General features: G+C 42.0%; 16 protein-coding genes, 2 pseudogenes and 1 riboswitch. Of the genes and pseudogenes, 6 read left to right on the forward strand and 12 right to left on the reverse strand.

Annotation, left to right across the window (positions count from 1 at the left end):
* Positions 1 to 668 precede the first annotated feature (668 nt).
* Positions 669 to 2,210, forward strand: coding sequence for a sodium:alanine symporter family protein (locus AB6C75_RS16240; RefSeq protein ID WP_065104025.1), 1,542 nt, complete (start codon positions 669 to 671; stop codon positions 2,208 to 2,210).
* Between the two features lie 93 nt (positions 2,211 to 2,303).
* On the opposite strand, the gene AB6C75_RS16245 is transcribed toward AB6C75_RS16240, so the two are convergent.
* Together AB6C75_RS16245 and AB6C75_RS16250 are read right to left on the reverse strand one after the other, a co-directional pair.
* Entirely contained in the window at positions 2,304 to 2,489 is a 186-nt protein-coding gene (locus AB6C75_RS16245) for a hypothetical protein (RefSeq protein ID WP_372108194.1), read from the reverse strand.
* Positions 2,490 to 2,722: 233 nt separating this feature from the next.
* Positions 2,723 to 3,985 (reverse strand): MFS transporter, encoded by a 1,263-nt coding sequence (locus tag AB6C75_RS16250; protein WP_372108196.1) that lies wholly within the window; start codon positions 3,983 to 3,985, stop codon positions 2,723 to 2,725.
* A 104-nt stretch (positions 3,986 to 4,089) separates the two neighbouring features.
* Between AB6C75_RS16250 and AB6C75_RS16255 the strand changes: the two genes are divergently transcribed.
* Positions 4,090 to 4,992, forward strand: a complete 903-nt coding sequence (locus AB6C75_RS16255; RefSeq protein ID WP_372108198.1) for a LysR family transcriptional regulator — start codon at positions 4,090 to 4,092, stop codon at positions 4,990 to 4,992.
* Between the two features lie 140 nt (positions 4,993 to 5,132).
* On the opposite strand, the gene AB6C75_RS16260 is transcribed toward AB6C75_RS16255, so the two are convergent.
* Positions 5,133 to 5,867, reverse strand: coding sequence for a chromosome partitioning protein ParA (locus tag AB6C75_RS16260; protein ID WP_076669467.1), 735 nt, complete (start codon positions 5,865 to 5,867; stop codon positions 5,133 to 5,135).
* A 609-nt stretch (positions 5,868 to 6,476) separates the two neighbouring features.
* A riboswitch (glycine riboswitch) is annotated at positions 6,477 to 6,611 on the forward strand.
* A gap of 128 nt (positions 6,612 to 6,739) precedes the next feature.
* Here AB6C75_RS16260 and AB6C75_RS16265 point away from each other — a divergent pair.
* A complete protein-coding gene (locus AB6C75_RS16265) occupies positions 6,740 to 8,110 on the forward strand; it encodes a sodium:alanine symporter family protein (protein ID WP_017059726.1) in 1,371 nt (456 codons plus the stop codon).
* 108 nt (positions 8,111 to 8,218) lie between these two features.
* On the opposite strand, the gene AB6C75_RS16270 is transcribed toward AB6C75_RS16265, so the two are convergent.
* Positions 8,219 to 8,854, reverse strand: coding sequence for a LysE family translocator (locus AB6C75_RS16270; RefSeq protein WP_012603778.1), 636 nt, complete (start codon positions 8,852 to 8,854; stop codon positions 8,219 to 8,221).
* A 297-nt stretch (positions 8,855 to 9,151) separates the two neighbouring features.
* On the opposite strand from AB6C75_RS16270, the gene AB6C75_RS16275 reads away from it, so the two are divergent.
* On the forward strand, positions 9,152 to 10,624 hold the full coding sequence (locus AB6C75_RS16275) for a carboxypeptidase M32 (protein WP_372108200.1): 1,473 nt from the start codon (positions 9,152 to 9,154) through the stop codon (positions 10,622 to 10,624).
* A 350-nt stretch (positions 10,625 to 10,974) separates the two neighbouring features.
* Here the strand turns inward: AB6C75_RS16275 and AB6C75_RS16280 are convergent, their stop codons facing one another.
* The 5 genes from AB6C75_RS16280 to AB6C75_RS16300 form a co-directional block, all read right to left on the reverse strand.
* Entirely contained in the window at positions 10,975 to 13,023 is a 2,049-nt protein-coding gene (locus AB6C75_RS16280) for a hypothetical protein (RefSeq protein ID WP_372108202.1), read from the reverse strand.
* 210 nt (positions 13,024 to 13,233) lie between these two features.
* Positions 13,234 to 14,856, reverse strand: a complete 1,623-nt coding sequence (locus tag AB6C75_RS16285) for an endonuclease (RefSeq protein ID WP_372108204.1) — start codon at positions 14,854 to 14,856, stop codon at positions 13,234 to 13,236.
* A gap of 210 nt (positions 14,857 to 15,066) precedes the next feature.
* The gene (locus AB6C75_RS16290; protein WP_372108205.1) at positions 15,067 to 16,071 is read right to left on the reverse strand and encodes a metal-dependent hydrolase; all 1,005 of its coding nucleotides are present in this window, start codon (positions 16,069 to 16,071) and stop codon (positions 15,067 to 15,069) included.
* Positions 16,072 to 16,214: 143 nt separating this feature from the next.
* Positions 16,215 to 16,643, reverse strand: coding sequence for a hypothetical protein (locus AB6C75_RS16295; RefSeq protein WP_083994626.1), 429 nt, complete (start codon positions 16,641 to 16,643; stop codon positions 16,215 to 16,217).
* Positions 16,644 to 16,816: 173 nt separating this feature from the next.
* The gene (locus AB6C75_RS16300) at positions 16,817 to 17,626 is read right to left on the reverse strand and encodes a sulfite exporter TauE/SafE family protein (RefSeq protein ID WP_372108207.1); all 810 of its coding nucleotides are present in this window, start codon (positions 17,624 to 17,626) and stop codon (positions 16,817 to 16,819) included.
* A 328-nt stretch (positions 17,627 to 17,954) separates the two neighbouring features.
* Between AB6C75_RS16300 and AB6C75_RS16305 the strand changes: the two genes are divergently transcribed.
* Together AB6C75_RS16305 and AB6C75_RS16310 are read left to right on the forward strand one after the other, a co-directional pair.
* On the forward strand, positions 17,955 to 18,932 hold the full coding sequence (locus AB6C75_RS16305) for a DUF1852 domain-containing protein (protein WP_029222927.1): 978 nt from the start codon (positions 17,955 to 17,957) through the stop codon (positions 18,930 to 18,932).
* A gap of 46 nt (positions 18,933 to 18,978) precedes the next feature.
* Positions 18,979 to 20,007, forward strand: coding sequence for a methionine synthase (locus AB6C75_RS16310; protein WP_009846559.1), 1,029 nt, complete (start codon positions 18,979 to 18,981; stop codon positions 20,005 to 20,007).
* A 100-nt stretch (positions 20,008 to 20,107) separates the two neighbouring features.
* Here AB6C75_RS16310 and AB6C75_RS16315 read toward each other — a convergent pair.
* The 3 genes and pseudogenes from AB6C75_RS16315 to AB6C75_RS16325 form a co-directional block, all read right to left on the reverse strand.
* A pseudogene (locus tag AB6C75_RS16315) lies at positions 20,108 to 20,589 on the reverse strand (tetratricopeptide repeat protein).
* A pseudogene (locus AB6C75_RS16320) lies at positions 20,587 to 21,018 on the reverse strand (GNAT family N-acetyltransferase); the annotation flags it as partial. The pseudogenes AB6C75_RS16315 and AB6C75_RS16320, both read right to left, overlap by 3 nt.
* An 85-nt stretch (positions 21,019 to 21,103) precedes the next feature.
* On the reverse strand, positions 21,104 to 21,610 hold the full coding sequence (locus tag AB6C75_RS16325) for an N-acetyltransferase family protein (protein WP_372108209.1): 507 nt from the start codon (positions 21,608 to 21,610) through the stop codon (positions 21,104 to 21,106).
* Positions 21,611 to 21,640 lie beyond the last annotated feature (30 nt).

Here is a 21,640-nt window from a genome sequence, read left to right on the forward strand (position 1 = left end):
CAGCTCGGAAGGATCCTTCAACCGATCACTTTGGCTTTAACTGATCGGCATTACTGATAAAGGGCTTTTTTATTATCCTCAGATCGGAATACATCCTCAATGGTCAAAAACCTCCAAAAGCATATCGAACATTCAACTTCGCCTACTTCCTTATAATCTGCCCCCTCTTAGTCATATCCACCACTCCTCATCCTCACTTTCGTCCGATGCTCCAAGATTTAGGTTACTTTGACTGTAAAATCACGACTCAGGTTTTCATGGGAAGCGTTTCAGCAAGGGAAAAAGCCTACATAGCGCAATTCACCAGTTGCTATAGCTATGACTGCATATGCCTTTTCCAACCCAAAAAGCATCGACTTATTCCAAAACAATGACAAAACCCGAACAAATGTAAATTTATTGTAAAAATTTCTTTGATGGTATTATTTTTATGTATAGGATTATCAGTAGGCCGTGGCGAGCCGAATGCCATAGTCTTATTGGTTCACATTCCAAAAGGATATCCATACAAAGCAAGATCAGTACTTATATTTGTTTCGTTTTTCGACCTAGATACAGCCGTTTATATTGTCGTCGAATGAACCAAATAAACCACTGAAATATAAAAAATCAAATAGAAACAAACACAACAGCAACAAACATAATTTAATAAAAAGACAGGGAAAACCATGAAAAACATACGTGAATTATTTTTTGGGTTTATATTATTATTTAGTTCCAGTGCATTTGCAGAAGAAGGATCATTTAGTCAAAGTATCAGTAACTTGAGTAAAAGTGTTGATGGATTTTTCAATGACTACACAGGGTGGTTCGTTGGATTAATTTTTAAAAGTGTTCCGCTTGGTGAAGCGAACTTCCCAATCATTGTTGGTTGGCTCTTGCTCGCCGCGATTATCTTTACTGTTTATTTTGGCTTCGTTCAATTTAAACGTGTTGGCATGGCCATAGACATTATCAAAGGTAAGTATACCGACCCTAACTCCAAAGAGGATGGCGAGGTTTCTCACTTTCAAGCTCTTACAACGGCTCTTTCTGGAACCGTTGGGCTTGGTAACATTGCCGGCGTTGGTGCGGCACTTGCGATTGGTGGCCCTGGTGCAACATTCTGGATGATCTTGTGTGGTCTTCTAGGCATGGCTTCTAAATTCTGTGAGTGTACCTTAGGTGTAAAATACCGAACTATCCTACCTTCAGGCGTTGTTTCGGGTGGTCCAATGTACTACCTAAGCCAAGGTCTTGGTGAAAGAGGATTGGGTGGATTAGGTAAAGCCCTTGCTATTGGTTTTGCCTTAATGTGTATTTTAGGTGCATTGGGCGGCGGTAACATGTTCCAAGCGAACCAAGCACATGCCATGCTCACTTACGCGTTTGATGTACCGAGTGAATACGGTGTCATCACAGGGCTTGTACTCGCAACCTTAGTGTTTTCCGTTATCGTTGGCGGTATGCCTTCTATTGCGTCTGTAACAGAAAAAGTTGTTCCTTGGATGGCTGCTCTGTATATAGGTATGGCTCTCATCGTTATCGGTTCTAACCTTGATCAAGTTGGTCCTGCGTTCAGTGCAATCTTTACAGGTGCATTTACCGGTGAAGGTGTAGTTGGTGGATTCATTGGTGCCTTAATCCAAGGTTTGAAACGTGCGACATTCTCAAACGAAGCAGGTGTAGGTTCAGCAGCAATCGCTCACTCAGCAGTAAAAACAAAAGAACCAATCACCGAAGGTCTTGTATCACTATTAGAACCATTCGTTGATACGGTAATCATTTGTACAATGACAGCATTGGTTATCACTATCGCAGGCTTAAACGTGGGTCCATATGATGGAACAGGTTTAACGGGTGTAACACTGACTGCTGCATCGTTTACTGAAACTGCAGAAGTGTTTAAATACACACTCGCTCTCGCGGTAATCATGTTTGCATTTTCTACCATGATTTCTTGGTCGTACTACGGTCTTAAGGCGTGGACTTACCTATTTGGTGAAGGCAAAACAACGGAACTGATTTTCAAAGTGATGTTTTGTGTGTTTGTTGTTATTGGTGCGACGATTCAGTTTGGCGCGGTAATCGACTTCTCTGATGCGGCTATCTTTGCGATGTCTATCTTCAACATTCTTGGCCTGTACTTCCTAATGCCTGTTGTGAAGAAAGAACTGCAATCATTTGTTGCACGTGTGAAATCAGGTGAAATCAAGACTTACGACAAATAGCTTATCGATTGTCGTTAATAACACTGTTCTAAAAATTTTTGTAAGACCCTTTGCTTGAGAAAGCGAGAACAGGACTGCAACTTATCCAAATCCCTACCAGCTTAGCTTGTGGGGATTTTTTATGTATGAATTTTCTTGTTCAAGCAGTTCAGGATCTTGGCTTACTTTTTTACGATCCACCGCCTCTTCTACTTCAATCATATCTCGTTGCGCTAATGGCGAGTTACAATCATCAAAACAATAGGCTACAGTGCAGTTCTCACACAGATATTCATTCATGGTTTAATCCCTGTCCCTTGAGATGGTCTAATCACAGAATGACAACAGACCGCGTGTTCATCCTAGAACCCCACCATTATGCTATTTCCCTAGCGAGCAATTATGCGTGCAAAGTCACCCAATATTCAACCAACCTCATATTAACGGCAGTTTTACGATTCTAATCACAGATAACCTTAGTAACAACGTGCAAACGTAGCCTAGACATTCAACAACACAATGAACACTTTCACTCACTTTGCATCATTCAAGCCCAACCCTCTGCTGTAAGCAACCCAAAGACAGGGAGTACAAAGCACGATACCAACCGCCACATAAACCAAGGTATTGAAATCCAAAAACGCATCAGATTTTGGTTGTACCAAAGCACTACTGAGCAATCCCCCAAAACCCACAGCAAAATGTTGCAACGAACTTTGTAAACGAATCAAAAGCATGCGTTTGTTGACGCTAAGAGCGTTAATTAATTCAACAGACAGAACTAAAGTCCGAGTAGAGCTCACCACGACAAAGACAACAAAAGCCACAGCAGCACTGCCCACATTGAGCGAACCAAAGCCCCAAACGATAGAAATGACCATACCCAATGATAAACATACAATGAGGCGAAAAACTGCTTGATCAGTAACCCTAATACGTGCAAAAGCTTGCATCGCTATGAAGGAACAGGTTCCGCTGATGGCATAACAGTATCCTAATAACGTTGCTGATATTCCGAGGTTCACCTCAAGCATCACTGGGAACTGCGTAGAGACCAGAAAAGTACCCAGTACAGCGCTGAAAGCCAACACAATTGCAAAACGAAGATCCCGACTACATAAATAGTCACCTAACTTAAATTTCTGATTATCAGTGAATTCCGGTTCTGCAGACCCCTCTTTTAATTGAATAGATGGTGACAGAGATACCACAGCGCCAATCAGCAACAGTAATCCTGCAATAACCTGAAAACCGAGTTGCCATTCCCCCATTGAAGACAGCATGATAAGCGCCGGTACGCCCGCACTTAACGCCAATGGAAACGAACTCAGTAAAACAGCAATGTTTCGCTTTCTATCGTCATCACCAGAGATCAACGTAAGATAGTTCAGGTTTAGAACGGCTAAAGCCCCACCAAATAGTCCCGAGAGCATTCTATAAACGATCAAGAGATCAAAATCTGAGGCCACAGATGTCAACCACGTCGTTACCGCTAAACCTACAACGCAAATATAGACTCGTTTAATTTCTCTATTCGGGTCTAAACTGCCTTTCATGAATAAACATATCACTGCAGCCGCGATAGCATAGGCTGAAACAAGGTAGCCTGCTTGCGAGGCATCATTTCTTAAGCTCAAGCTTATTGTTGAACTTAACGGGACAATAATAAGAGCATCAAGAGCTACTAGAAAGTGGATTACAAAACAACATAAAATGGCACGACGTGGTAATAAAGCCTTGAATTTCACTAAATACTTAATAAGAAAAAACGCTTTAATTCGATTTGTACTTAACAATTTTCACTCTACTTTATTGATTGATAATGGTGTTATTGTACAAAGTGAAACAGGTCAACAAAGTGGCTATTGTTGGTTTCATAATCCAATATTTCGGGATAAAGATGATTAATCAAATAGAACAACAATGGCTTCGAAGCTTTCACTGTGTCTTTGAGAACAACAGCTTTAAAAAAGCGGCGGAGTTTTTAGATTTGCCAACATCAAACGTTAGCCGCCACATCGCCTTGCTAGAGGAAAAGCTCAATACTCGGCTGTTTGAAAGAACCACTCGTAAGATTGCGCCAACAGAAGCTGGCGAGAAGCTATACCAATCGACACAATCTTTACTGGGTCAGCTTGATGAAGCGCTAGAGGAAGTAACTCGATATTCACACGGCGTAGAGGGACAACTAAGAATATTGATGCCAGACACACCTGCACTCGCACAGGCTGTCATTTCATTCTGTACTGAGCACCCCAAAGTTTCATTGTGTTGTGACACGAGTTTAAGTCCTAAAGACGATCTGCTCGATGGTTTTGATCTTATCTTGAGCTTTGGCCGAGGCAAGCTACCTGACAGCAATTGGATAGCCCGAGAAATTAGACGCTGGCCAAGTGCTGTCGTTGGATCGCCGGAGTTAATTCAAGACTCCAAACGTCCATATCAAATAACAGATTTAGTCCACGTCCCATGTATCAGTAGCTTAACAGCGTTGAACGGAACGCCTTGGGTATTTAGAAGTACGGAGGGAGAGCTTATTACGCAAAAAGTTAGTTCTTCATTTCGAGTAAATAGTGGAAGCCTTGCCAAAGCAGGAGCCTTAGCTGGCCTTGGGTTTTCTATACTGCCAATCGAAGCCTGTGTTGAAGAGATCAAAGCAGGATCTTTAGAGGTCGTAGAACTCGAGCATAAACCTGAAGATTTAGTTTTATATGCGTTTTATGCATCGCGAAAACATCTAGCAAAGAAAATATTGATGTTTATTGAACACTTACAAACTAGTCCAGATCCCCTTCAGAAATAGTCTCAACGTATTCGCCATATACTATTGATAGTCGTAACGAAAAACGCCCGCACCATTTTCATGATGTGGGCGTTTGAATATTTGCTGTCACACATTCGCTAGCAAACAGGCTTACTTATGAGTTGGCTAAGCACCTGAACTTATAAACCCATCTCTTCAGTTAGCGTTTTAATTTGCTTGAGATCCATGGTGTGAACTTCAATCATTTGTCTGATATCACTCAGTCGAGAGTTCGCGTTATCTTGTTTCTCACAAGCGTCAGATTTTGCATCCCATGATGTTCCATCTAAGAAAACATCACATGCCTTTTTCAATGAGCCAAGGCTCTGTTCAAGTTCGTCTCTTTCTTTCTGTAACTTCTCAAGCTCTTGAGATATCTGTAATTCTTTTCGGAAGACTTCACGTGAACGTTCAAAAAGGGTCGATTGCATATCAGCCTGACGATTCAGCTTTTGGTTGTTTTTCTGAGTTTCTTCTAGCGTTTGTTTCTGCTCATTAAGCTGCTGCTCTAATGAATAATTCGCTTTTTCTAAAACGGCAGACTGCTTCTCTAAATCTTTCAGTTCTTTTTGATGCTCTTCTGTCTGCTTCACTAAAGCGGCTTCTACTTTTGCATCGATCTCGGTATCGACTTTTGCCACCTTAGCTTCAACAGACGTCATCAATTCGGTTTTGCTGTCGCGCAGTTCTTGATAACGAGTTTCGAGTACCTGATAAGTAGACTCCCACTTGGAAGCCGTCACTGTAGAACCGATTAAGCCACCAAGAGCTAAACCTATAACCGCAGCAATGCCGATATAAAGCTGACTGCGCTTATCGCGTTCTTCAATAACAACCACTTCATCTTGTTCGCTTTGTCCAGATTGCTGGTTCACTAGCGGGTACTCCCAAAAATATGTTTAACGTTACGCGGTCACTGACACTAATGCCAATACTGATAATGTAGGCTCAGTTAAACCTATCGCTCAAGTCAGAAGCACTTGAGCTTTGCTAACACGTTCATCCTATCTGCTCACAGACAGACTTAACGAGTTAACTCCGAAATCATCAGGCTGGCAGTATACAAAAGGAAGCTGCTAACGATAACTATCACTACCCATTTTTGCAGTTTTTCGTTTGTCCGGTAACGAAACAGCACAAATGCCAAAGCCAATAAAAAAACAATCGCTATTAATCGAGTCATAACTCCTCCTTGTTTCTCTATTTTATACCATTTAAATAAGCAAGTTACGTCAGAGACTCGTTGTTTGATCATTTAGTTGAACAACATTTGAGCAAACAGATATTTTGTAGCTGACATCACATTTTATATGATCTAGGATACGCCTACAGATTACCTAATTATTTAGGTAATTGTTCCGATGAAGACTGCAGGAGAGTGGTTTTTAACTAAATATTAACATTTATTTAGATAAACCCGCCGAAGAAGTAAATCTTTCAGGCGCTTTGTGCTGGAGAAATCCAGAAAAGTGAGGACTGTCGTTGGAGGAACCTCTGGAGAGAACCGTACTACTTTTTTTGTAGCAAGCGGTCGCCGAAGGAGCAAGCTTAGTGCCCGTTACTTATCTATAAGTGATTCGCTAAGTGAAACTCTCAGGCAAAAGGACAGAGGAGTGGAAAGCAACAGCCTTAATTAACAAAAGAATTCTATCTAGAAATCCGTATGTATTAAGTAGTGCTCCCGATCCCTGTGATCTGCACTGCCTTCCCTCTTCTCCTTAAATTTTATATTTATTAAGGGGAATCTATGAACCACCTACAAGCTACACTACAAACCATCAACCAATTCGTTTGGGGACCACCACTACTTATTCTGCTAGTGGGTACAGGTATCTATTTTACTTTTCGCTTAGGCTTACTCCAGTTTAGACACCTCCCAACCGCGCTAAAAATGGTGTTCAGCAAAGACAAATCCGGTACGGGTGACGTATCAAGCTTCGCCGCTTTGTGTACAGCGCTTTCCGCAACGATTGGTACAGGCAATATTGTAGGCGTAGCGACCGCAATCAAGATTGGTGGTCCTGGCGCCCTATTCTGGATGTGGCTTGCCGCTGTATTTGGTATGGCGACCAAATACGCAGAATGTCTACTTGCCGTTAAATACCGCAGAACCGATAGCAATGGCGAAATGGTTGGCGGCCCAATGTACTACCTGCAATACGGTGTCGGCTCACGAATCTTAGCGGTCATGTTCGCTGTCTTCGCGCTCGGTGTTGCTTGCTTCGGTATCGGTACCTTCCCACAAGTAAACGCAATTTTAGACGCAACTCAAATCTCATTTGGCGCATCACGTGAAATGTCAGCGGTTGTCCTCACGATCCTTGTGGCGGTTGTAACCCTTGGTGGTATTCAATCTATCGCTAAAGTAGCAGGGAAAGTCGTTCCTACGATGGCGGTGATGTACGTCGTCGCGTGTTTAAGCGTTCTGATTTCAAATGCAGACCAACTACTGAATGCCATTACCCTTGTTGTGACTTCTGCGTTTACCAACACGGCAGCAACCGGTGGTTTCTTTGGCGCGAGCATCATGCTTGCTATCCAATCAGGTATCGCTCGTGGTGTGTTCTCGAACGAATCTGGCTTAGGTAGCGCACCAATGGCTGCAGCAGCGGCTAAAACAGACTCATGTGTGAAGCAAGGACTTGTCTCTATGACAGGCACCTTCTTCGATACCATCATCATCTGTACGATGACAGGTCTGGCGCTTATCTTAACGGGCGCTTGGCAGACGGACCTTTCTGGCGCTGCGATGACCACTCACGCGTTCGCTGTTGGTTTGAATGCAGACACCCTTGGCCCTATGTTGGTTTCTGTTGGCTTAATCTTCTTTGCGTTTACAACAATTTTAGGTTGGAACTACTACGGTGAGCGCTGTGTTGTTTTCTTGCTAGGTACCAAAGCAGTATTGCCTTACAAGATTATCTTCATCGCCTTGGTTGCTTCTGGTGCATTCTTAAAGCTCGACATGATCTGGATAATGGCGGATATCGTGAACGGCCTAATGGCAATTCCGAACCTAATTGGGCTTATCTTACTGCGCCATGTTGTTATCGAAGAAACCAAGTTATTCTTCAAACCGCTAACTTCTTCAAATGATTGTGAAGCAGTTAAAGCATAATAAGAATCAAGCGATCAAAAACGCCCGCAATGATGTGCGGGCGTTTTATTATAAAACTAATGGCTATGTGCCAGTGATTTAGATTCCAATAAACTAAGTCACTATGACTTAGCTAGGTTCTTCCATTAAAAGCTTAACCCCCAGCCCCACCAGCACCATACCCGTCACTCCTTCCATCCACTTCATAAAACTCGCATTCTTAAGCAAGTTTTTAGCCGAGTTAAGTGCCCCTGCCAAACCGCATTGCCACACCATCGCAATCATAAAGTGCACCGAAGCCATCAACATAGATTGCAATAATGGTGATCCTTCAGGGTTTACGAATTGAGGTAAAAAGGCCAAATAGAAAACTGCCGTTTTTGGGTTAAGAACGTTAGACAGAAAACCTTCGCGTAGAGAACGCTTAGCACTGTATGCTTGCTGAGCTTGTTCACCCACCTTCAAACCGCCACCGTTTTTCATCAAAGCTCGTAAACTGCTTAAGCCAAGCCAGATCAGGTAAACCGCACCCACCATCTTAACGGCTTGAAAGAGTTCAGCTGACTGAGCGAGGATTGCAGAAATACCCACAGCAGAGAAAAACGCGTGTACATAGAGGCCGCTACAAATACCAAAGCTGGTCATTACACCATCAGATAAGCCCGAGCGGCTCGTGTTACGAATAACCAAAGCCGTATCTAAGCCCGGCGTTAGCGTTAAAATAGTGATGGCAATTAGAAATGCCTCAAAGTTCAAAATATCCATATTATTGTCATTGTTGTTCAGCGATCTATCATCAATACCGTGTATCTGAACAATTCGCAAGCAACAATTGCCACCAGCTATACAACTCACTGATTTTGTGCACAATAGAACAGTTTAATTTGTTAAGAAATAGTAAATTCAAGGCATCGTACCGCCTCATGCTTTTCTCGCTATATCTTCGACTCCGAAAGTAAGCGTCTTTTAAAAGTGAGCCATAATCAAAGTACATGAGTGATGAACCTTAACGCTGACGCTGTCCTAAGGATCATTTAAAGAAACCAAATTAAGAGTAGTCAAATGAGCGCATTCAAAAAACTAGTCGAGCACTCTCAAAAATGTTCACGCTTTCAACACCTAGCCTCGATTTGTGGTTGGGACCAAGCTTCAATGATGCCTGCCGGTGGTAACCAAGCGCGTAGTGAAGCGATGGCCGAGCTTTCGGTTCATATTCACGGGTTGATGACGCAACCACAACTTGGAGATTGGATTGCAGACGCTGAAAACGAAGCGCTGAACAACGAACAACAATCATCTCTGCGTGAAATTAAACGCCAATGGCAACAAGCTAACCTACTTCCAGAAAAATTGGTGGAAGCGAAATCTCTAGCCGGTTCTAAGTGTGAACATGCATGGCGTAGCCAACGTGGTAACAACGACTGGGTTGGATTCGAAAAGAACTGGCGTGAAGTGGTTGAACTGTCTCGCGAAGAAGCGCAGATCCGTGCTGACGCGGCGAATCTAACGCCTTATGATGCAATGCTGGATATCTACGAACCGGGCACCAGCTCTGCTTCGCTTGATTCCTTGTTTGCCGACGTTAAGACATGGCTGCCAAACCTGATTGATGAAGTGATCGAAAAACAATCGAGCGAGCAATTTAATGCGCCATCTGGCATCTATTCGACCGAGAAACAGAAAGCACTTGGTTTAGAAGTGATGAAGCTGCTTCAGTTCGATTTTGAACACGGCCGATTGGATGAAAGTGTTCACCCATTCTGTGGCGGCGTGCCTTCAGACGTGCGTATCACAACCCGCTACGACGAAGCTGAATTCGTTCAAAGCTTAATGGGTATAGTGCATGAAACAGGGCACGCGCGTTACGAACAAGGCTTACCAAAACACCTAGCAGGCCAACCGGCGGGCGAAGCGCGCTCTATGGGTATCCACGAATCTCAATCTTTGTTCTTCGAGATGCAAGTCGGCCGCAGTGACCCGTTCATTGGACACTTAGCAAACTTGGCTGGTCAGCAGTTCTCAGGATCAGAATTTGAGAAAGAGAACTTCCAGAAGATCTACACTCGCGTGAAGAAAGACTTCATCCGTGTTGATGCCGATGAGCTGACCTACCCTGCACACGTTATCTTGCGATACGAAATTGAGCGTGACTTGATTAACGGAAAGATCAAACACACCGACGTGCCAGAGTTATGGAATACCAAGATGCAGTCATACCTTGGTTTAAACACTCAAGGCAACTTCACTAACGGCTGTATGCAAGACATCCACTGGACAGACGGCGCATTTGGGTACTTCCCATCTTACACACTAGGTGCGATGTACGCGGCTCAGTTCATGGCTTCAATGAAGAAAACGGTGGATGTGAACTCTGTGATTGAAAGTGGTGATCTATCACCTATCTTCATTTGGTTAGAATCGAATATTTGGAGCAAGGGCAGCCTGCTGAGCAGCGATGATTTGGTGAAAGGCGCAACGGGTGAAACCTTGAATGCGCAATACTTCAAAGATCATTTAAGAAGCCGTTACCTTTAATGGAATAAATCGATAGAGGCTGATCAGTTTATTGATTCAGCCTTTTTAATCACATTTTCAAAACGTACTTAGGTTGATTTGAAGGCTTTATCCCTTCATCGAACTTAACAATCACGGAATATCCTGGTACCTGCTAGCACGGAATTGGACAAGAATGAGTTAGTGTAATGACACTAACTCATAGCAGTTGAATAAGGAAAAGTAACTTGAAACTCTTGTTAACCATCTTGAACGATTGATGAAATAAATAATTAGACGCATACACATTTAAATATACCACTACAGACATCTTATACATTCAGCACTAAAACAAAAATTTATATATTTAACATGCAGTTACTCTACAACTCTTAAACCGCCATATCCACCTTAGCCGCTTCTTCTTCATAGTCATCAGACTTTATTAGTGGAAATTTATGCTCTCGATTCATTCGGTCCAACACTCCAGCTTGTTTCAGCAAAAAGCGTCGTTGCATGATCTTAAATGAATCATCAGAAATGTACGGCAGCTTTACTTCACTGTACTCAAATGACTCTTCACATTCACTCAGCTGAGGCGGAAACGACAAATAGGTCAAGAAGTTATCTTTTAGCTCTCGCAAGTTAGTATATAACTGATACCACGCAATATCTTTAAGCTCACCGCCATCGGTAGGAACCGTCATGAGTCTATTATTCTTAGACTCAAAGTAAGCTTTCAATATTTTCTCATCAACCACTGGGATATCATTGAACTTGTGGCCAACAAAAACCTGACTACTGTTCACGATACATTTAGCGAAGGTGTACTCTTTTGACATATCAAACTCCCACCCTAGCCGTTCAAAGATTTGTTCAATGTTATCTTCAATAAAAGTGGCCTTTCTATTAACTTGCTCCCCTGCATGCTGAAGAATTTCCGCAGTACGATACTTAGAGATTTCAGAATCCGTTGTTACAATTGACTTACATTCGCCGATGATGATCATATCGTCAATTCTAGCTAGTAAATCAAATTCTTCTTCGCCGGTGTCTAGTTTGATTCGTTTACTTACGCCTTCATTGTGATCATCAATGAACTCATTTTGTGCGAGTTGCTCATTTAGTAATTCTGCAACTGTGTTTTCATAAGTGTAGCCTTTCTCTTGAAGATCAATACCAAACTCAACAAACCATCTTTCTGCTACACGCGTTATTATCGGTGATGCTAACGCGCTCACCAAAATGGCATATTCATTATTACTAGTCTTGATCAATGGCTGACACCATAAGTCACTAGTTGGTAATGATGTAGCAGTAATGAAATCCAATATCTTCGATATCTTATCAGTATCAATATCAGTTGCTTGCCTTAAAGCAAGACGTAATGAAAAAGCTTGTACCGTTGGACAGAACTCAAGTAATTTATTGATATTGAAAGCACTATCATCATGAGGAAGGTTGTCGAGTAATTTGTTAGACATAAGCATCAAGCATCTCATCACTTCTAGTGCTTCATCAATACAGAAACCATGTCCATAGTCTTTAGTAAACCAGTCCTGTGGAGAGTATTTTAGCAAATCAAACTTACCAGACTGCCACTGAGTGTTATATGTAACCAATATCTCTCCTGACTCACGGACAGGAACCACCTCAGCAATACGTTTTTTGTTCTTACGTTTAATTTCAACGAAGTTGTTGTTTAAAAATATCTTTTGAATCATAGGATAAGAAGCAATTAAAAGTTTTTGACCACCCAGTCTGTGCTTACGATCAGCACTATTTTCAAATGCAAACTCAAACGCTGTAGATGGTTGTGTAACAGCAAAAACCTTATGTTCCTTGATGAGTTCCTCAACGTCATAATCGGACCAAAATACACACTGCCATACATGTTCATACTGCGCATACAATTGCGATAAAGTAGACTCGCGACGAATGAAAGTCATTATATCTAATGGTTCATCAGCGGCTTCTATATTTTTACCGTCATCAATATTCTTTTGACACATTCTGATAGCTAACTGTAAACCATCTACACAGCCATCCGCGACCTCTTGAAGACTAAATTTATTCCCCATGAGATTTGTCTGAATAGTCACACCTTGGGCATTAGCCGGTGGACTTTGCATAGCATGACCTAGAGCAACTTTAATTTCTCTGTTGGATGTTGCTACATAAGCTAGCATTAGCTTCTCGTAAGATGTTTTGGGTGCCTGCTTATAAAGCTCTCCCAGCTTTGCTCGAATCTCACTAAGTAAAGTGTCAATCATCAAACCGGCTTCGAAAACCTTAAGGTCACGAGCAGTAGCTACATCTTTGACTTTGTCCCATTCTTTACGCCATTTCTTTTCTCGAAACTCTCTTTTTGTAGGTGGCGCAAGTTGGTCTTTTATAATTTTTTCGACAAATACATTTTTGATGTCTTCATTGTCGCTCATAGTTTTTCACCCATTAATAATACTGCAATCGCATGATTCGGATGGTAACAACCATTTGCATATAAATAAATCTATTACACCAGCAGCAAATAAGAACTGATGATGCTCACAGTATAAAAGTCAATAAAAAAGAACGCTGATTCGCTCTCTTTCACTGGATAACCACCATCTTCGTAGACGTTGTAAGTTCATATATTGGTATTAAATAAACTAAGACAAACTTCCCCAGATTTGGCTTACAAACTCTGGATGGTCAATAAACGGATTACGATTCCCTTGAAAATCATGTACCGCCTTATTTCGGTCGATTTCTTTTTGGCTTACTGGGTCTTCAGAATGCCAACGCTTTAGCATAGTAAGTAGCCAAGGTTCAAAAACGGTTGTATTGGTTCCATCCAGAACGGCATCAGAGCTTGTAGAGTTCCCTTCCCAATTAGCGATTTCATTTTCATAACGTGTTGCCATGTAGAAATATGCTCTTGCGAAATCACCTTTAAACTCATCAATTGGCTCAAACACCGTACCCACATAACCAAGAGAGTTCGCTGCGCTGCCTAACTTAGAACCATTGCTTGATGTGTATGTCGCGCTACTCACCTCACCAAATGGCCAATTACTACGTTTCGAGTTAACGTAGCCGTCAGTGGCAAATAAATGGTGACCGTCAGAGTTCATTGGCTCGACTTTCCCTCCAAACCAGCTTTTCGGGAATGAGTGCTCACGGTTGTAGCAATCACCTTCTTTGCTGTATTGACCACATTGATCGGCCACCTTAGTAAATTGGATTGAATCAGAGCCTGAAGGTTTCTCCGAATACATATCGAGAATCGACCCATCAGTGTCATAGTATGCGTCTAGGTCAGCCTCAGACACCAACGTCCAAATAGCGGTGTAACCCTGACTGCTATGATTATCAATAATTTGATATAAGGCCGTTTTTAACGCAAAGCCCACTTTGCCTTCAGCGTCTTTATAATACTCACCTAAAACTGGTGGTTCAGTTGGTGGTGTAGTTGAACCACCAATTGTAAATTCTGTACTCTGACTTGCTTGGAAATCACCACCAGATGCCACAACGGTTCCGTTTACCGATAAACTGTATGAACCATTCCCCACACTGCAGCACATTCCATCTCCATAAGAGTCTAAGACTTCTAGGATGTAGCTACCATCCGCTAAACACATTTCCACTTCATTGATGGTGTTATTTTGATAGTCTGAACCAGAATAAAGAGTTTGAGAAACTGAGTTTTTGAGAGACCAACTGGTTTCATAACCATAGTTATCCGTCACTAGCGTGAGTGCGGCACTTGTGTCATTGCAGCTTTGTGTGGGTGGAGTCTCCGTCGGCTGAAAGTTATCTAAATACACCACTTCCGAACCATCAAAACCTGCATCATCATAAAATCGTACGCCCACAACGATATCTTTAGTGCTCGTAGCGCTGTACAAGTGAGTCAATGCTTGCCACTGATTCGTTAAACCATTATTCGAGTAGCCTAAATAGCCATCAACAAAAAGGCGAGCTTTCACGTTGCCTTCCGTATGGTAAACATCGACAGAGAAATCATAAGTTTTCCCTTGTTCAACACTTATCGTTTGCAGAAAATCGGTATTACTTTGAGTGCCTGTATTCACTGTTACTTGCGCAGAGAAACTGCCGTTATTAACAGGTACGTTAGAGGGTGAAACTGCAATGCCGGAGTCAATCACACTCCATCCAGATGGTACGTTTCCTTCCCAGCTTTCGAAACTTCCATTTTGCATTTGCGCATGCGCACTCGCTGAACAAAGTAATGCAACGCCACTTAGTGTTATTATTCTATTTATCATATAACCTTCTGTTTAATTAGATAAAAAACCAACTAAGCTTAGAAAGTATTCAAAAGATGGATAGAGACATAAATCACACTTATAAATGTAAGCACTACCAGTTTTATTAATATATGTGATGTAAGCAATGCAACATCGACCTGTTAAACAAACGAATAAAAAAGGCTGAGCAGGTTATCTGACTCAGCCTTTTTACTGTTTAAAACTAGCTCATTTATCGCCAGTAAGCATATCGAAGAAGATCTGTCTCGACTCAGGTGTGTTGTCTCTATGAGTTTCGTATCTTACATGCGTGTTTGCATCAACTGCTTTTGATAGCTTGATGCTCCATAGTGCTTTCATTTGATTCGGTACAATTGAATATCGCACATCGATAATAAGCAACTCGTCCGTTGGGTCCTGAGCAATATAACCATTTGAAAACCAGCGGAAGCGCTCAATGTCTTTGGCTTGTTGAGAATCAGGGTCAAGCCAAGGCAAATCCCTGCTAACATTCAGTTTCGTAATCGACTCTCCGGGATATACGTTTACCGATGTGCCAACCCGCACTGCGTCTACATGATATTGAGCCTCTGTTTCGTACACCACTTTCCATACCAAGATATTAGCAAAGCTCGGTTTTGCCTCTAATCGAATCGGTGTGTGTTGTCTTTGATCCGCTAATTGCCACCCAACCGCCTCTGCCCTGTCTCGCTGAATCATCCCTAATGTTGGATAGATTAGAGCCCAAGCAAATGCGACACGCGCCAGCCAAGGCGCTCGTTTCAACGTTGTAAACACAAGTAAAATTAAGATGGGAAGCGTATAAACAGGATCGATGATTGATATGGTATTCCAAGCAAAACGCGCGTTGGTGAAAGGCCAAAGTAACTGCGTGCCATAAGTGGTACAAGCGTCTAACAGTGCATGAGTGCCATAGCCCAGAGCGCAAAACAGCCAGCTTTGTTTGAAAGAAAGCCCACGCCTTTTTGCAATCAGATGATGCAGAACCAAGGCACATATCAAACCGCCAATGGGGATAAAGAAGAGTGAATGGGTAAATTGTCGATGAAATTCCAACGCCAACAAAGGGTCACTTTGAGACTTAATCAGTGCATCTAGATCTGGTGCCAATCCAGAAAGCAGCCCTAATACCCCAGCAACAACCAAATGTTGTTTTTTGCTTGCCGATTGTGACAAAGAAGCGCCTAACACGCCCTGCGTTAAAGGATCCATAAATCACTCATTGATAGCATTCCGTTGAATCAAATAAGATACATTTAGCTATAGCAGTGAATTGGGTTAAATAACAATGTTTTATCAAGGTGATCATATTGATAGAACATCCTGATATTAATGAATTCCATGAAGAGTTAGCGTTAAACGTTTTGCTGTGTGGCCTTGCTTAACAGCATTTCCCAATCAGATTTATCAACCTGTCCTTTGTGAACATTCACTTTGTAATAGCCATTTTTAGTCAGTGATTTAACTTGAATATACTGACGAGAAAAGACAGAGTTTTTGATCGCTAAGTTCGCTTTAACGTCATGTAGATGTATCTCTTCACCGACTAAAGATAAATGTCTTCGGGTGAACTTGGAGACCAAAGCATAGACAGTGATCATGATTAAGATAGAAGTAACGAAAGGGAAAAACTGGAGCTCAGTCTGATAAAATAAGTTGATAGCTAAAGATGCGATCACGTAACTTATTGTCATTGATAGAGCCACGTTCCAACGTGGGCCGTTGCCCTTAAATGAAATTTCTCGTGCCATCGCTCGCTCCTTTAGATAAGTATTTGACCACATTTGAATATTTACTAAACGCGAACAATCTTATTATGAGCCATGATGCATTAAAAGGAGTAACTCATGTTATTGGAGGGCTCAGATCGCAATTAGACATTTACATGCATTTTTTCGCACCTAAATGTCTAATGAATAAAGAAACTGATTCAGTTACAGGTTACTGAATTCTTTAATTAACGAGCAACCATGCTGGCTGCAATAACCACCAACAGTACTGAGAAGATCTTCTTAATCGTTGGAACCGGTAAATGGTTAGTTGCTTTTGCGCCTAGCGGAGCTGTAAACCAAGATGTGCACACGATGCCTAGCAGCGCAGGCAAATAAACAAAGCCAGCAAAACCTTCTGTTAGAGCAAAGTGGCTGCTGCCCGAGGTGATATAACCGATAGACCCAAATAATGCGATCACAATGCCACAAGCCGACGCACAACCAATGGCCTTTTTCATATCGACAGAGAAGAACGTCAATAGTGGAACCAGCAATGCCCCACCACCAATGCCTATCATGGCTGACAAGCCGCCCGTAATAGTTGTAAGAACCGTTAGTACGCCCTTGTTCGGCAGTTTTCGTTCTTTAGGCGTATCGCTTTTGCTGCTTAAGAACATCTTGATCGCAATAAGAACCACACTTACGGCAAACACAATACGAACAACTTTTTCTGGCAGCAGAGCCGCCATAAAGCCACTAATCAATGCCCCCAGAGCAACACCCAACATGATCCAAGGTGCCAAATCCCAAGGCACGTTTCCATTTTTGTGGTGAGCAAGCGCAGAAGAAGTTGAGGTAAACAAGATTGATGCCAAGGAAGTCGCAATCGCTGCAACGACCACTTGGTCAGCAGGTAAAACTTCTAAGTGAAGTAAAATGCTGCTTAACACAGGTACAATGATAAGCCCTCCGCCAATCCCCAAAAGTCCGGCAAGAAAACCAACACCACTGCCTAATAATGCACAGTATAAAATCAACAACAGCAACTCACTCATTTCGTCCATCTCTTAATTAAATTAATTGTCTTAAATAACGCACTATTAATGTGGTTATATTTCCATCAAGCCAATTAATATAACTGACACCACCTAATATTTTCAAACATAATAGATCATGAATATTCCTCATGTTGAATGTGAAGGAATACCATTGTTAATCATTTATCGAACCAAGTATAAAAATACCAAGCGATTAACTTAATACCGTATTAATTTTTCATACAGTATTGCCTTCAACTATTGATCCGGTCACAAGCAAAAATAAAAGCAATTTTAATTCTAAAGACCGCGAAAGTCAGACAACAGATTGGGATATCAGATCAACATGAATACAGAATTTAATTTTACAATTAAGAGCATTAGCCTCGACGAGAACTATCAACCTGCGGACAGCACACGTATCACCACCAACTTCGCTAACTTGGCGCGTGGTGACAGCCGCCAAGCAAACTTGCGCAATGCACTGCAGATGATTGACAACAGTTTCAACGCATTAGCACACTGGGACAACCCAAAGGGCGATCGTTACTCTGTAGAGCTTGAAATCATTTCTGTTGATATGGACATTGAAAGCAACGGCGAAGCATTCCCTTCCATTGAAGTACTGAAAACCAATATTCTAGACCGTAAAACCAACGAGCGTATTGAAGGCATTATCGGAAATAACTTCTCTTCTTATGTTCGAGATTATGACTTTAGCGTACGTCTATTGGATCATAATAAAGGCCAAGAGAAATTCAGCATTCCGGAAGATTTTGGGGATTTACACGGCAAGCTTTTTAAATATTTCGTTAACTCTGACGCTTACAAAAAGAACTTTAATAAACCACCTGTTATTTGCTTAAGCGTGTCAGATAATAAAACCTATTACCGTACTGAAAACCAACACCCAGTATTAGGTTTTGAATACCAACCGAATGAGTCTTCTTTAACTGAACAATATTTTAAGAAGATGGGCTTACAGGTTCGTTACTTCATGCCGCCAAACAGTGTTGCACCTCTAGCTTTCTATTTCTTTGGTGATCTACTGAACGATTACTCAAACCTAGAACTTATCAGCACCATCAGCACCATGGGTACATTCCAAAAAATCTACCGTCCTGAGATTTACAACGCGAATGCGGTTGCAGGTAACTGCTACCAACCAAACTTGAAAAACTTGGATCACTCGCTAACTCAAATCGTGTATGACCGAGAAGAACGAAGCAAATTAGCTATCGAACAAGGTAAATTCGCAGAAGAGACTTTCATTAAGCCATACCAGTCAGTTCTAGAGAACTGGTCTGCCAACTACGCGCTTTAATCGAGCAATCACGCTCTTAAATCACCAAGGACAGGCAGTACTTATTATGAAAACATTATTACCGACTTCAACAGCAGGCAGCTTACCTAAGCCATCTTGGCTAGCACAGCCAGAGACACTTTGGTCTCCATGGAAACTGGAAGGCGACGAATTAACCGATGGCAAACAAGATGCGCTACGTGTCTCTCTTCAAGACCAGCAACAAGCCGGTATTGATATTGTGAGTGACGGCGAACAAACACGTCAGCACTTTGTAACAACCTTCATTGAACATCTGAATGGCGTGGATTTTGAAAAGCGTGAAACCGTTAAAATTCGCGACCGTTACGATGCGAGTGTACCAACAGTCGTTGGCCCTGTTTCTCGTCAAAAGTCGGTTTTTGTCGAAGATGCTAAGTTCTTACGCCAGCAAACGGATCAACCAATTAAGTGGGCTCTACCGGGGCCAATGACCATGATAGATACGCTTTACGACGCGCATTACCAAAGCCGTGAAAAGCTAGCATGGGAGTTCGCAAAAATCCTTAACGAAGAAGCAAAAGAGTTAGAAGCTGCTGGTGTTGATATTATTCAGTTCGATGAGCCTGCGTTTAACGTATTTTTTGATGACGTGAACGATTGGGGTATTGCTTGTTTAGAAAGAGCCATTGAAGGGCTTAAGTGTGAAACTGCAGTTCATATTTGTTATGGCTACGGCATCAAAGCAAATACGGATTGGAAAAAGACACTAGGTACCGAGTGGCGCCAATACGAAGAGGTATTTCCTAAGCTTCAGCAATCGAATATCGATATCATCTCATTAGAGTGTCATAACTCTCATGTTCCGGTTGAATTGCTTGAGCTCGTTCGAGGCAAGAAAGTCATGGTCGGTGCTATCGATGTTGCAACCAATTCAATTGAAACACCAGAAGAAGTTGCCGACACTCTACGAGAAACACTGAAGTATGTTGATGCCGATAAGCTCTACCCGTGCACCAACTGCGGCATGGCTCCCCTTCCTCGTGAAATTGCCTCAGCTAAGCTCAATGCGCTAAGCGCTGGCGCAGAGATCGTTCGTAAAGAACTTTCAGAGTAACGGTTTAAACTCAAACTAAAACCGAATTCTTGAAGCCTAAGTATCCTATTGATGCTTAGGTTTTTTTCTATATTAGTACATGATCTTTATACGCAGCTGCTTACCAGGTTTTATCTAAGTCTTGAGCATATAAAGAGATCGCGCGTTGGTACTCTTTAATCGCCTCGCTATTAGTCGTAGATACCAAAAGCTCAAGTAACAGCGACGTCGCCTCTTTATGGCGACCCAAATTGTACAAACACTTGCGTAGAAAGGTTTCACCTCTATCGAGTCAGGATACTCAGCTCTAGTCTGTTCGAAATAGCCTAAAGCCTCTGCATAAAGACCAAGGCTTCGATAAGTACTCGCCAAACCGAACAGCGCATCAAAACGCTCTACTGAAGAAAGCACACCAGACAGAGATAGCACATAGTGCTCAATCGCCTGTCGCTCTTTACCTTGATTATCGTAAGACCACGCGATCTGCAAGTGCGCTTTCGCGGCATAATTTTCATCAGTGAGTAGCGTTGCCAACAAGTCACGTGACTCTGGGTACTTCTCTTCTTTTCGCAATTCGATTGCTTGTTTGATAATGGTGTCCATAGTTCTTCCTAAAATCAGTTCCATTTCAACGAGTCCTTTCACTTCAGACAACTGAGTAAAACCTTTTGATTGATAAAGCTTAATAGCGGGATTCTCACTGAACACACGCAACACTAACTGAGCTGATGATTGATTGTTCGCATGTTTAATAGCTAAATCGAGACACTTAGAACCAAAGCCTCTACCTTGATATTCAGCTAATATCTGCAAGTCCCTAAGAAACGTTGTATCACTGTTGTAACTGAAGCGGACAACACCAATACGGCTATCCCCTACATAAACTTCATAGTTATCCAGTTCATCCCAGCTGCGTAAAAACTGACTATGACCCCAAGCGATGCCACGAGCTTGGTAGTAACTCGCCATATTCGTTTTAGTGATCGATTCAGCGAACTTAGGATCGGAACCTTTGACTAACCTTACTTCCATATTGTGTCCTTTGTTTCTAAATCAAACATTGAGCAATACGTAATTTAAGTACCAAGAGTATTGCATCGTGTTTAAACCATCCTAATCAATCTGGTTCCTTGGTTAACGCCTTCTCTAACCACATTGAACTGATGTATTGACCGTTTTTCTTCGCATATTCATTGAACACTCCGACTTCTCGAAATCCAAAACGTTTATGAAGTGCTATTGAAGCCTCATTAGGTAAAGCAACACCTGAGAGTACGCGGTGAACACCATAATCACTAATCGATGCAAATAGCTGAGAATAAAGCTTAGAGCCTAAGCCTTTACCTTGAGCTTCTGTCGCAAGATAAATAGTGACCTCTGCGGTATCTTCAAATGCCGACATAACCCGGTATTGCTGAGAACACGCGAAGCCTAATAACGCATTACCTTCTGTCGCGACATAAAGTTGATATTTACTTTGACTAGAAAATTGAGAAAACCACTGCTGGCGATTTTCCAACGACAACTTCTCTTCTTCAAAGCGCGCATTGGTATGTTCAATATAAAAGTTGAAGATATCGGTGATGCCTGCAATATCAGGTAATGTCCCTACTCTGATTTCCATGTAATGTCCTTTTAGTTGTCTATTTTGAAT

It is taken from the genome of Vibrio sp. 10N.237.312.B06, assembly GCF_041464685.1.
GTDB lineage: Bacteria > Pseudomonadota > Gammaproteobacteria > Enterobacterales > Vibrionaceae > Vibrio > Vibrio tasmaniensis_A.